Origin of the sequence: Chryseobacterium sp. AG844, assembly GCF_003182335.1 — a bacterium.
Lineage (GTDB): Bacteria > Bacteroidota > Bacteroidia > Flavobacteriales > Weeksellaceae > Chryseobacterium > Chryseobacterium cupriresistens.
Genome location: NZ_QGTV01000002.1, coordinates 197,677 through 211,694 on the forward strand (window position 1 = coordinate 197,677; position 14,018 = coordinate 211,694).

At 35.9% G+C, this 14,018-nt stretch carries 8 protein-coding genes; 6 read left to right on the forward strand and 2 right to left on the reverse strand.

The genetic code is table 11. The features are described from left to right. Nucleotides 1-2: 2 nt before the first annotated feature. A complete protein-coding gene (locus DEU40_RS02980; RefSeq protein WP_110008473.1) occupies nt 3-1,316 on the reverse strand; it encodes a UDP-glucose dehydrogenase family protein in 1,314 nt (437 codons plus the stop codon). A gap of 213 nt (nt 1,317-1,529) precedes the next feature. Here DEU40_RS02980 and rimP point away from each other — a divergent pair, with 213 nt between their 5' ends. The 3 genes from rimP (at nt 1,530) to infB (ending at nt 6,295) form a co-directional block, all read left to right on the forward strand. Then, the gene (rimP, locus tag DEU40_RS02985) at nt 1,530-1,997 is read left to right on the forward strand and encodes a ribosome assembly cofactor RimP (RefSeq protein ID WP_110008474.1); all 468 of its coding nucleotides are present in this window, start codon (nt 1,530-1,532) and stop codon (nt 1,995-1,997) included. Nucleotides 1,998-2,013: 16 nt separating this feature from the next. Further along, nucleotides 2,014-3,249: a transcription termination factor NusA gene (nusA, locus tag DEU40_RS02990; RefSeq protein WP_002982960.1), complete on the forward strand. Its 1,236-nt coding sequence runs from the start codon at nt 2,014-2,016 to the stop codon at nt 3,247-3,249. A gap of 76 nt (nt 3,250-3,325) precedes the next feature. Then, nucleotides 3,326-6,295, forward strand: a complete 2,970-nt coding sequence (gene infB, locus DEU40_RS02995; protein WP_110008475.1) for a translation initiation factor IF-2 — start codon at nt 3,326-3,328, stop codon at nt 6,293-6,295. A gap of 69 nt (nt 6,296-6,364) precedes the next feature. Here the strand turns inward: infB and DEU40_RS03000 are convergent, their stop codons facing one another. Next, entirely contained in the window at nt 6,365-7,045 is a 681-nt protein-coding gene (locus DEU40_RS03000) for a hypothetical protein (RefSeq protein WP_137904384.1), read from the reverse strand. Nucleotides 7,046-7,446: 401 nt separating this feature from the next. On the opposite strand from DEU40_RS03000, the gene DEU40_RS03005 reads away from it, so the two are divergent. The 3 genes from DEU40_RS03005 (at nt 7,447) to DEU40_RS03015 (ending at nt 14,009) form a co-directional block, all read left to right on the forward strand. Beyond that, the gene (locus tag DEU40_RS03005; RefSeq protein ID WP_110008477.1) at nt 7,447-10,311 is read left to right on the forward strand and encodes a SusC/RagA family TonB-linked outer membrane protein; all 2,865 of its coding nucleotides are present in this window, start codon (nt 7,447-7,449) and stop codon (nt 10,309-10,311) included. Between the two features lie 12 nt (nt 10,312-10,323). Further along, entirely contained in the window at nt 10,324-11,979 is a 1,656-nt protein-coding gene (locus tag DEU40_RS03010; protein ID WP_110008478.1) for a RagB/SusD family nutrient uptake outer membrane protein, read from the forward strand. A gap of 92 nt (nt 11,980-12,071) precedes the next feature. Further along, nucleotides 12,072-14,009 (forward strand): putative porin, encoded by a 1,938-nt coding sequence (locus DEU40_RS03015; protein ID WP_110008479.1) that lies wholly within the window; start codon nt 12,072-12,074, stop codon nt 14,007-14,009. The last annotated feature ends 9 nt before the right edge of the window (nt 14,010-14,018 follow it).

A 14,018-nucleotide genomic window follows, 5' to 3' on the forward strand; every position in this document is an offset into this window, starting at 1 on the left:
ATTTATTTTGTAATGGTCTTTCTTCCTATACTTTTATAATGAAATCCATTCTGTTCAGGGATTTCCAGTGGGTACATATTTCTGCCGTCAAAAATGACTTTGTTTTTCATTTTTCTGGCCATAAGGTCAAAATTAGGATTTTTGAATTCCGGCCATTCTGTAGCAATAAACAGTGCGTCTACATCTTCGAGTGCATCATACATTCCTTTGGCGTATTGTATTTTATCACCTAAAAGCTTCTGAACATTATTTTCTGCAACAGCATCATATGCTACAATTTTTGCACCTTTTTCCAATAAAAGAGCAATATTATCTAAAGATGAAGCTTCTCTGATGTCATCTGTATTGGCTTTGAAGGCAAGCCCCCACATAGCAATTTTCTTTCCTTCAATACTTCCTCCGAAATATTTTTCAATTTCAGACACTAAGATCACCTTCTGGGCTGTATTTACATTTTCCGTAGCTTCAAGGATCTGAAAATTAAAATCTTCCTGCTTTCCGGACTTTATAAGCGCTTTTACGTCTTTAGGAAAGCAGCTACCTCCATATCCGATCCCCGGGAATAAGAATCTGTGTCCGATTCTGTCATCACTACCCATCCCAAGTCTTACCTTATCTACATCTGCGCCCACTTTTTCACAATAGTTCGCGATCTCATTCATAAAGGTAATTTTTACTGCCAGAAATGAATTCGCAGCATATTTTGTAAGTTCTGAGGATTTCTCATCCATGAAAATGATGGGAATTCCGGTGTTGGTAAAAGGCTGGTATATTTTAGACATGATGTCTTTGGCTCTTTCCGAACTTGAACCAACCACTACTCTTGAGGGATTCATTGAATCTTCAACCGCAAATCCTTCTCTTAAAAATTCGGGATTTGAAACAACATCAAAAGGGATATTTGTTTTTGCTGAGATGGTTTCTCTTACTCTGTCTGCAGTTCCTACAGGAACCGTACTTTTATTGACAATGACTTTGTATTCTGTCATCATTTCGCCAATATTATCAGCTACCTGAAGTACATAAGACAGATCTGCAGATCCATCTTCTCCCGGAGGAGTAGGTAATGCCAGATAAATCACTTCGCTTTTGTCTAAAGCTTCCTTAAGGTTGGTAGTGAAAAATAATCTTTCAGACTGAATGTTTCTTAAAAACATTTCTTCAAGGTTCGGCTCATAGATGGGAACAATGCCGTTTTTCATACCTTCTACTTTTTTTTCATCAATATCAACACAGTATACTGAATTGCCAAGTTCTGCCAGAGTGGTTCCTGTAACCAGACCTACATAACCTGTTCCTACAATCGTTATATTCAAAATGTCTGTTTTTAAATTCTAAGACAAAAGTAATAAAAATCTTCTGACATATTCTTTTAATTTATTGTAAATGAATCTTACGCTATTTACCTGATACTTAAGATTATTTTGCTTTTTTAGAAAAAAAGCTTATATTTGCAATGGATTTACGGAAAAAATGGGAAGGCTTCGGAAGAAAGCCTTTTTTCGTACTGTAAATCAAGATAAAAATATATGGAGTTTAGAAAAAGAATTGAAGAATTATTAAATGAATTCCTTGACACCAGAAAAGATCTGTTTCTTATTGATCTTAAAATTTCTGCAGGGGATGATATTACAGTGATTTTGGATGGTGATAACGGAGTTTCTTTGCAGGATTGTCTTGATGCAAGCCGTGCAATTGAATTCAATATGGATCGTGAAGAGCATGACTTCAGCCTTCAGGTGATGTCTGCAGGACTGAGCGAGCCATTATCCACACCAAGACAGTTCAGTAAAAACATTGGAAGAGAGATTGAGGTGATGCTGGAGGATTCTTCTAAAATTGAAGGGGAATTGTCAAAAGTAGACGATGAGAAGATCACACTTGTTCTACGTTACCGGAAACCGAAAGATATCGGAAAAGGAAAAGTAGATGTGGAGGAGGAGAAAGAAATTTCTTATCCTGAGATCAAAAAAGCATTAGTAGTAATTAAATTTTAAAAAGAAAAAAGAATAGATGGATAATATAGCGTTGATTGAATCCTTTGGTGATTTTAAAGACGAAAAAGGGATCAGTAAGATTGATCTTATGGCAATTATTGAAGATTCACTGAAAACTCTTTTAAGAAAGAGATTCGATTCAGATGATCATTTTGATGTGATTGTAAACCCGGATAAAGGAGATTTTCAGATATTTTTAAATAAAACAATTGTAGAGGATGAAATGTCTGAAGATGATGATTTGGAAATTGAAATTTCTGAAGCAAAGAAGATTGATCCTACCTTCGAAGTAGGTGAAGACTTTACAATGGAAATTCCTGTTGCACAGTTGGGAAGAAGAAATATTCTTACCCTTAAGCAAATCCTTGCTACAAAACTTCAGGAACACAATAATGCAATGCTGTACGAACAGTTCAGAGATAAAATTGGTGAAATTGTTGTAGGGGAAATACACCACATCCGTCATAAGCACGTGATTCTGCTGGATGATGAAGGAAATGAATTTATTTTACCAAAAGAAAACCAGATCCCATCCGATTTCTTTAAAAAGGGTGAGAATATCAGAGCTATTGTTGAGACAGTAGATTTTAAAGGTTCTAAACCACAGATTATTATTTCCAGAACTGCACCTAAATTCCTTGAGAAGTTATTAGAGCTGGAAATTCCTGAGATCCAGGACGGAACAATTATCCTGAAAAAGGTAGTGAGAATTCCTGGTGAAAAGGCGAAGATTGCAGTAGATGCTTATGATGACAGAATTGATCCGGTAGGAGCTTGTGTTGGAGTAAAAGGATCCAGAATTCATGGCGTTGTAAGAGAGTTGAGAAATGAAAACATCGATGTTATTCAGTGGTCTAAAAACCCTGAGATCTTGGTGAAGAGAGCATTAGGAAATGTTACTATTAACAAAATTGAAATCAATGAGGAGACGAACTACGCGTTGGTGTATACTCCTGTTGAAGAAATTTCTAAAGTGATCGGAAAACAAGGTCAGAATATCAGACTGGCTTCTTGGTTGACAGGATATGAGATTGATGTATACAGAGAGTCCAGCGAGGATGATGATGTTGAATTGAAAGAATTTAACGATGATATCGAGCAGTGGATTTTGGATGAGTTTAAGAAAGTAGGACTTACGACTGCAAAATCAGTATTGGATAAAGAAACTGAAAGTCTTTTAAATATGGTTGACCTTGAAGAAGAAACTATTGAAGAGGTGAAACGTATTCTGAGAGAAGAATTTGAAGATTAAGATTTTAAATAAATTTTAATAAACAGTAAAAAAGAAATACTTTAATTTTAAAAATTAAAAACAGTAAATAATATAAATGCCAAAAATTAGATTAAATAAAGCGGTTAAGGAATTCAACATTTCGATGTCCAGATTAGTAGAGTTTTTACAGTCAAGGGGTTTCGAGGTTGAAAGCAATCCTAACGCTCAATTGGAAGAAGCGGCATATTCTGCATTGGAGGCTGAGTTTGCTAAAGACGGCGAACAAAGAAAGGCTTCCCATGAGGTGGTGATCACTAAAGTTCCGGAAGAAAAACTGGAAATTGAAGAAAAGAAAACCCCTGAAGTGATAAGAGCTAAAGCAAATAAACCAGAAACTAGAATTTTAGGTAAAATAGATTTGGAACCTAAGAAGCCTGAAGCTGAAGAGGCTCCTGCAGCTCCTGCAGTTCCTGTGGCTCCTGTTGCGACACCGGTTGAAGAAAAGAAAGAAGAAATCGTGAAAGAAGAACAACCGGAAGTTAAAGCAGCGCCTGAAAAGCAGGAATTTAAAGTTTTGGATAAAATTGATTTGTCTCAAATAGAATCTAGAAACAGACCTGTGAAAAAAGACAAACCAAAAATGGAGGAGAAAAAAGAAGAAGTTAAACCTGTGGAAACAGTAAAAGAAACTCCAAAACCAGTGGTTGCAGAGGAGAAAAAAGTGGAAACTCCAAAAACAGAGGCTGAACCTGAATCTCAGGAACCACAGAAAATTGAGACAGTATATCAGAAGCTTGACGGTCCTAAAATCGTTGGGGAAAAGATCGACTTGACTCAGTTTGCGCCGAAGCCGGGTGCCGGAGCAAAAAAGAAAAGAAAGAGAATTGAAAAACCTGGTCAGAATAACCAACAAGGTCAGGGGAATAATCAAAACTCAGGAAATAATAACCAAGGTGGTCAGGGCCAGGGAAATCGTCAGAATAATAACGGTGGACAAGGCGGAAACCGACAGGGTCAGGGAGGACAAGGAAACCGTCCTCAAGGTCAGGGTGGCCAGGGTGGAAACCGTTTTGGAAATAACCAGGGTGGTGGAAACCGTCAGGGTCAAGGTGGTGGCTTCAAAAAAGGAGGTCAGAACAACAGACCAGGGCAAAGAGTTATGCCAGTTGAATTAACCGATGAGCAGGTTAAAAACCAGATCAAAGAAACATTAGAAAAACTTACTAATAAAGGAGGAAAATCTAAATCTGCAAAACACAGAAAAGATAAAAGAACTTTCCGTAGAGAGCAGGATGAGCGCCAGCAGGAGCTTGAAGCACAAGACAGAACTCTTAAAGTAACAGAATTCATCACAGTAGGTGAATTGGCAAGTTTGATGAATGTTTCTCCAACTGAAGTAATCTCTGCTTGTTTCTCATTAGGGGTAATGGTTACCATGAACCAGAGACTTGAAGCGGATACCTTATTATTAGTAGCAGATGAATTCGGTTATAAAATCGAATTCTCAGATGCTGATCTTGAAGATACAGATGCTGAAGATGAAGTGGATACTGAAGAAAGCTTATTGCAGAGAGCTCCTGTAGTTACTGTAATGGGACACGTTGACCACGGTAAAACTTCATTATTGGATTACATCAGAAAAACCAACGTAATTGCTGGTGAATCAGGAGGAATTACTCAGCACATCGGTGCTTATAATGTGAAGCTGGAAAATGGTCAGAGAATTACTTTCTTAGATACACCAGGTCACGAAGCCTTTACAGCGATGAGAGCAAGAGGGGCGCAGATCACGGATATTGCAATTATCGTAATTGCGGCCGATGATGATGTAATGCCACAAACAAAAGAAGCAATTGCTCACGCACAGGCTGCAGGAGTACCAATGATTATTGCTATCAACAAAGTGGATAAGCCGAATGCAAACCCGGACAACATCCGTCAGCAGTTATCAGGATTAAATCCACCGGTTTTAGTAGAAGAATGGGGTGGGAATGTTCAGGCACAGGAGATCTCAGCTAAATTCGGTAATAACGTAGATGTATTGTTGGAAAAAGTTTTACTACAGGCTGAAATGCTTGAGTTGAAAGCGAATCCTGACCGTGCAGCAAACGGAGTTGTTATTGAAGCATCTTTAGATAAAGGTAGAGGTTATGTAGCAACAATGTTGGTACAGACCGGAACTTTAAGAGTAGGTGATTATGTAGTAGCAGGTAAAAATCACGGTAAAGTAAAAGCTTTGCTTGATGAAAGAGGTAAAAATCTAAAAGAAGCAGGGCCATCAATTCCTGCAACAATCTTAGGTTTGGACGGAGCGCCTACTGCAGGTGATAAATTCCGTGTATATGCTGATGAAAGTGAAGGTAAAGCAATTGCCAATAAGAGAGAGCAGCTGCAGAGAGAATTATCAATCAGAACCAAGAAGCATACAACCCTTGAAGAATTGGGTAGACGTATTGCTTTAGGAGAATTCAAAGAATTGAACATTATCCTTAAAGGAGACGTGGATGGTTCTGTAGAAGCGCTTTCTGATCAGTTACAAAGATTATCAACAGAGGAAATCAGTGTGAAGATTCTTCACTCAGGTGTTGGGCAGATCACTGAATCTGATATCAACTTAGCAGCAGCATCAGATGCCATTATCATTGGATTCAATGTAAGAGCAGGTGCCAATGCAAAAGAACTTGCCGATCGTGAGGAAATTGAGATCAGAACTTACTCTGTAATCTATAAAGCAATCGATGAAGTAAAAGAAGCGATGGAGGGAATGCTTTCTCCGGAAATTCAGGAACAGGTGATTGGTAATGTTGAAATCCGTGAAGTATTCAAGATTTCTAAAGTAGGAACAATTGCAGGTTGTATGGTTCTTACCGGAAAAGTAACAAGACAGTCAAAAGTACGTTTGCTAAGAGATGGTATTGTTAAATTTGATGGTGAACTTGAAAGTTTGAAACGTTTCAAAGATGATGTTAAGGAAGTAACAAAAGGTTACGAATGTGGTCTGAACCTTAAAGGTTATAATGATATTGAAATCGGAGATATTCTTGAAGTTTACGAAGAAGTAGCAGTTAAGAAAAAACTGAAGTAATAATTTAAGATAAAGAAAGCAGGCATCTCAGATGCCTGCTTTTTTATTAATATAATAGTTATTAATAATCTAATTCTGGTTCAAAAAAGTCACAAGCTTTATTAAATCTTCATCCTTATCAAACTTTATTTTATTGGATTTAAAGAAACTGGCTAAGCTGTCTTTTTTATCTGGAAATTGGTTGATAATATCCTTTTGGTTTTTAGGCTTTTTGATAAAGCCGTTTTGTGTTTTGATGTAATATACAGGAGGTAATTTCCTGAAATTAGCAGGTCTTTCACTAGCATAAGAATTTGGCGCTGGTACAACATCTGTAAATTTAGTTTTGACTTTTTTGTACAGAGTGTTTTTTCCGTTGGCCAATTCAAAAAAATAGCCGTTGAGATCATCTGATGTGTCAACTAAAACTAATACTTGCTTAGGAGACAGAACTTCAATTCTTGAAAAATCAGTGGTTTTTGGAAGAACCTGAACTTGTCCGTTTTTCTTAAATTCGATTTCATCAGTGTAGCTGTTATAACGTACGGGAAGCTGTTCATAATTAACAGCAATCTTTGCATCAGAAAATTCTTTACCAATATATGGTGAATCCCCTGAAATCTCATCATATTTAAATGTTTTACCTGTAGTCGAGTTGATGCCGTCAAATACAGCTTGTGCTCCTGTAGCACCGTTCACTGATAGTGTATTTTGTGCAAAGCTAAAACTGAAGCTAAATATGGCTAATGCTGTTAAAACTATTTTTTTCATGTTTAATTTTTTTTAAAGTTATAAATATATTACTTTTTAAAAGAAACCAGTGCTTTTTTGTTTTTTTAATCAGAGAAAGTAGTTGTGTTGAAAAGATTGAAATTAATGATGTTGTTAATTAAAAAAAAATACCTATAAGCTTGAATATTAGTATTGTTTTAATTTAGATTCATTATAAATAATTATTTTTCTATTGATTTAAAAGTGTTAAAAAGTGAATAATTTGAGTTTGTAATTTAAATTATAATAATTTTTTACATCTAATATTATGAATTATAATGTATGTAGTGGGCTTAGATTGATTTATCATGAATATATCTATGATTTGTGAATCTGAAAAATTTGCTAGTGTTAATATTTATTAACATATTTGCTCCTAAAATATATTAAAATTTGTTAATATGAATGTTAAATTACGTGTATTAACGGCTGGTGTTTTGTTTTTTACAGGACAGGCTGTATTTGCTCAGGAAAAAGACTCCAAGGATAAAAAAGACAAGGAGACAAAAATTGAGGAAGTAGTTGTCTTAGGATATAGTAAGACCGCTACAAAAGCAAAATCTACAACTTCTTCAGTAACTGTAGGTGCTGAAACCTTAGAAAACAGACCTAACATTTCTGTTCTGAATTCAATTCAGGGAACAGCACCAGGTATTGTGATTAACTCTGGATCTGGTTCTCCTGGTTCTGGTAAATTCAATATCTTGATTAGAGGTATGAGTTCTTTGAATGGTTCAAGAGATCCATTATACGTAGTAGATGGTGTTATCACTTCAGGTTCACAGTTCAGAAACTTAAACTCTTATGATATTGAGACATTCAGTATTCTGAAAGATGCACAAGCTACAGCAATTTATGGTAACAGAGCTGCAAACGGAGTTGTTGTAATTACAACAAAAGGAGGGAAATTTAATTCAGGATTGAAGATTTCTTATGATGCCCTGACTTCTTTCTCAATGATACCTAAGCCTGACTATAATATGTCTAGTGCTAAACAGCAGTTACAGATACAAAAAATTTACGGAGGTGGTTTTGCGGCAGATCAAGGCCTATCTCAGGAAGATATTGATAACTGGGCAATAGATACTGACTGGAGAAAGCAATTTACTCGTGTAGGTATTTCTCAGCAACATAATTTAGCGATTACAGGAGGTGGTGAAAATATAAACAACTTCTTATCTTTAGGTTATTTAGACAGTGAAGGTACTGTAAAATCTACCGATTTCAAGAGATTTACATTAAGAAACAACTTAAGTGGTAAGTCTAAAGATGGCAGATTAACCTTCGGTACAATTCTAGGTTTAGGATATTCCAAAAGAAATCAGTTAGACGATGAAGAGAATACAGGAATCAGCTCCAACGTAATTCAGAATGCATTATTTGGTAGTGTACTTTCCCCTTCATATGTGGCTCCTAATCCATATTCTAATGGAGTAGAACTATTCAATGCTATTGGACAAAACAGTGCAGGAAACAGAGCTTGGATCCTTCAGGATAATATTAATGGAGGAGTTAGAAACAGATTTACTGAATTAAGTATTTCTGCTAATGCAAATGTAAATTATAAGATTACTGATTACCTAAGTGTAGGTAACAGAACTGGTATAGAATATAAAGAATACGAAAGAATCTTTGCAAGAGGTGCTCAAGGGTATTTATCTACAGCTGTAGCAGCGGGAGCTGGTGCTAAATATGGAGGATCAGAAAGTTTTACGACAACTCAGGATCTGACATTTAACAGTATCACAAACATTACTTTCAATAAAACATTCGGTGACCATACTATTTCAGTTGCTGCTTACATGGATTATATTAAAGCTCATGTAAATACAAATACACAAACTCAAAATGGATTAAACCCATTACAATGGCAGTTTGGTGCTGGAACAGGATATATTCCATTTAATCCTGATACACCGAATATTTACAGACCTACTGTAGGAGCTTCAAAAGTAACCGCAGGTACTTTGGCCTATTTCGGTACTGTAGACTATGATTACAAAGATAAATATGGAGTAAGTGGAGTTATCAGAAGAGATGGATCATACCGTTTCTTACCTACTAACAGATGGGAAACTTTCTGGTCAGCTGCCGTAAGATGGAATATTGACAAAGAAGATTTCATGGCTGAGTCTGGATTCAGATTGCTTAAATTAAGAGCTTCTATTGGTACTACAGGTAACCAGAATTTAGGAGTTGCAGCTAATAACCAAAACCCTTTAGCATTACTTCCGAATAACTTCCTTGATTTATATTCAGGAATCTCTGGATATCAAAACTTATTGGGATATAATTTTGTGAATTTATCTAACCCTTATTTGAAATGGGAGCAGGTAAAACAAACAAATGTTGGGGTTGATTTCAACTATAAAGGTCTTGTAGAAGGTAGCTTTGACTACTATCAAAAAAGAACAACAAGAATGTTCAATACGTTGCAGAGATCAGCTGTTACAGGTACTTACGGTATTAGAGGGAATGACGGAATCCTTGATAATAAAGGGGTTGAAGGTCTAATCAGGGTTAATGCTATAAGAACAGAGAACACAAAACTATCTATCTTTGTTAACGGAGCTTACAACTCTAACAAAATCGTTTCTATGAGTAACGAAGATTTGTCAGGAGATGTTGTTAATGCTATTGGAGGTCCTGCTAGCCAGTATCAGCTATATCCATACGTAGGAGTAAACGCGGCAAATGGAAATATGCAATTCCTTGATATCAATGGAAATATTACAGAGAACCCACAACCTTCAGACAGAAGATTGACAGGGAAATCTCCATATGCTAAATTTACAGGAGGTTTTGGATTTAACTTCCAATACAAAGGATGGTTCCTTGATACATTATTCTCATACCAACAAGGAGGATATATTTATGACAATTTATACTCTTGGGTAATGAATCCTGATTATGCAGCTGCTAACATTAACGTATCTGCTAATTTATTAAACGCTTGGACTCCGGAAAATACTGGATCTGATGTACCTAACTTATTTGCTGATAACGCTGGTACAGATGGTTCTTCAGATAGATTCTTATATAAATCAGATTTCATAAGACTTAAGAATGTTTCTTTAGGATATTCATTTACTAAAGATCAGTTAGGAAAATTACCTGTTAAAGGTATTAAAGTGTTTGTTCAGGCTGAAAACCTATATACATGGAGCAGCTGGAAAGGATTTGACCCTGAGCCGGTTACTACGTACTCATTAAATGTATATCCTAACCCTAAAACAGTTTCAGTTGGGTTAAATGTTGATTTTTAATAAAAAAGAATTATGAAAAGAATTATAAATACAGTTTTAATTTTAGCAACTTTATCAGCAACAGGATTTGCTTTAAATAGTTGCCAGGATGCACTAGATATTAAACAGGCTGGGGAATTGAAGCCTGAAGAAGTATTTACTAATGTATCAAATTTGAACGAAGCTTTAAATGGGTCGGTATATGCTGTGTTTGATCCAATCGATGAAATATATTTTACTGCAGTTTTCACAGATGAAGTTAAGCCTGGAAGCGGTAGTGGTGGTCAGGAGTACGAGCTACACAGATTTTTCCTAGATCCATCTACTCAAGTAGTTGGAGGGGGATCAGTAAGTACTGGTTCAAGTGATGGAATCTGGCTTAACAATTACAAAGTAATTAACAGAGTTAACAGATTATTGGAAGGAGCTAAAAATATCACTCCTAGTTCTGGTGAAGTTGCTCAATATAACAGTATCATTGCACAGGCGAGAGCGATCAGAGCATTTTGTTATGTTCAATTGGAAACTTATTTTGCTCCTAATATGAAAGACCCTAACGGATTAGGTGTTATTCTTATAAAAGATGTTCCAGCAACTGATGCTAAATTACCAAGAGCTAAGAATCAGGATGTTTACGACCTTATTAATGCAGATTTAGATTATGCCAGAAGTATTTTAACATATTCTAATACTGCAGCTGCAAGATACACTGTTGGTAAAGGATTCGTTAACGCTCTTTCTGCTCGTTTCAATTTATATAGAGGGAATACTACATTAGCAAAGCAATATGCTCAGGATGTGATTAATAATTCTCCTATTTTGGATGCAGCAACAGGTTCTAAGTTAACTGTAGCAAATCCTAGCTCTATTCTTATTGACCCTACCAAGCCTGAATTAGGATTTCAGCCTATTGGAAGTGCTCCATGGAATTCAGCTTTTTATGCTACGGCATCATCTTTCAACCCATACAGAAACTTATGGAATGATTCTTCAAGAGGTGAAATTATTTTCTCTTTGAACAGACTTCCTTTAGGTGCTGGTGCAACAATTGGATCTAGATGGAATACAAACCAATCTACAGTAAGTGGAGTACCAATGTGGTTCTTAGGTAGAAACTTATTCAATTTGATTTATACTCCTGCCGGACAACCTGATAAAGGAGATATTAGAAGATACACTTATATAGATCCAACATCAATTATTTCGGCAAATTACCAAAATGTTGATTCTAGAAATGATAGATTGGTTATTGATAAGTATCCTGGTAAAACAAGTACAGCAACGAGAAATGACCTTAAGGTATTCAGATTGTCAGAAATGTACTTTATTTTAGCAGAAGCAGAAGTAGCGGCAGGTAACTTAGCTTCCGCTCAGGCACTTATTCAACAGGTGAGAGTTGCAAGAAACTATTTAGGTACTGCAACAACTCCTGTGTATACTAATGCTCAATTTGCTTACGCTGATATCTTGAAAGAGCGTAGAATCGAACTTGCTTTAGAAGGACACAGATATATTGACTTAAAAAGACTTGCTACAGTTGCAGGAGTAACAATGGATAGAAACATTAAAGATGACTTTATCACGTTACCATCTCTTAACTTACCAAATGATAGTTATAAGTATACATTACCTATACCTGTGCAAGAGACTTCTGCCAATCCAAATTGTCAGCAAAACCCTGGTTATTAATCATACAATAATCATTTGATATACAACCCCTGCTCAAAGCAGGGGTTTTTTATGTCCTTTTATTTCTTATTTTTGCTGTACAATAATGAATAATGAAGTACATCCTTTTCATACTCTTCTCTTTAGGTTTTATAGCCAAGGCTCAGGTCGTGAATAAAGCAGAGACAAAGCCTCAGTCCAAAAAAGAAGACACCCTTGTGATAGATTCCGGGAAAAAAGATTCCCTGAAAATTTTTAAACCTACCATTAATGACTACCAGTATCAGACTCAGTTTTCTGAAAAGAAAGTTTTTGATACCGTAATGACTTTTGATAAAACCTATATCTTTTCACAGCAAAATAATAAAGATAATTTTGGAAAAGTTCAGCCTGCCAACATTGGTGCAGGATTCAATCCACTTGTATTTGAAATAAATCCTGAAGAAAATCTTTCATTACTGCCTTCCAATAAATCTTACATGATCATTGGAGCCAATGATGTGAAATACTACGACGTAAAAACACCTACCGCATCATTTATTTATCATAATGCCATGCGAAACGGTGCTGCTCTGAAATCAACCTATACTCAGAACATCGGAAAAAGATTCAACTTTGCTCTTGAATATATGGGACTTCGTTCTCAGGGACTTTACAGAAACTCATTGTCAGCAAATAACAATACACTATTCTCAGGTCACTATGTTTCGAAAAGCGGAAATTATGAGCTTTTTGCCCATTATCTTCATCAGAATGTAAATAATCAGGAGAGTGGAGGTATTACAGAGGATAATCTGTTTCAAAATGGTGACAGTAATTATAGCAACAGACAAAATGCGCAGGTAAATCTGGCCTCTTCAAGCTCTCAGTTTTCTTACAGAAGATATTATCTGAGCCATCAGTTTACTCCATTCAATTCCGGGAAATTTCCTTTTAGCATAAGACATATTATTTCTCATCAGGGAAATAAATATTACTATAATCAAACTGCTTTGGAGTCTTATTGGTATGATGCTCCTACAGAATTAGTGAATGGCTTTCCACTGACAACTAAGAAATATTCCGAGAATTTCAGCAATACCGTAAGCTTAATCTTTAATAATGAAAAATTCAAGCTGGATGCGGGTGTGCGTTATCAGATGATTAAATTCGGGATAAGAGATGTTGTGGCACTCAATAATGTTCCTTTTCCTGGCGAACTAAAGGAAAACAGAATCGGAGCTGTAGGAAACCTGCAGGTAAAACTTTGGGATAAAATTCAATTGAATTCATTCCTGGAATTTTCAAACGGAAGCCAGTTTAAAAGTTACCTGAAGACAACCAATAATCTGAAGTTCGAACCTATCAAAGATTATTTCGTTAATGCTAAAGTAAACTTCCAAAGTGCATATCCTTCATTCAATTACTTATTGAATACTTCCGTTTATAATAATTTCAATTATTATCTTGAAGATGCGAAGAACCAGTCTGTAATGGAAGTAGGAGGTAGCATCAATCTGAAATGGTTTAAAACAGAGATTTTCGCCAATTATTTCAGAATCGATAACTATACGTACTTTGACAGCAATGGAAGTCCAAAACAAAGTGATAATTCTGTGAATATTTCTCAGATCGGAGGAGATGCCACATTCAGCTTCAATAAATTCCACCTGAATACAAGAGTGCATTTCCAGAATACTTTAACCAATAAAGAACTGCTTCCTTTACCAGGTTTTATCGGTAGAGCCAACTTCTTCTATCAGACACAGGCCTTTAAAAAAGCAGCGGAAATTCAGGCAGGGGTTAAAGTATATTATTTCTCTAAATTCGCATCAAGAGAATATTTCCCTGTTCTTAATGAATATATTCTTCCAAGAGCAGATTCATTTTCAATTGGAGGACAGCCTATCGCCGATGTTTATATTAATATGAAGGTGAAGAAAATGTTCTTTTTCATAGAAGGACAGCAGATAGGAACGGTGATCTCCAACAACAAAGCATATGCATTTCCACATTACCCGGTGTATGATTTCAGATTGAATATCGGAATCGTGTGGTATTTGTTCAACTAAAAACGGTAC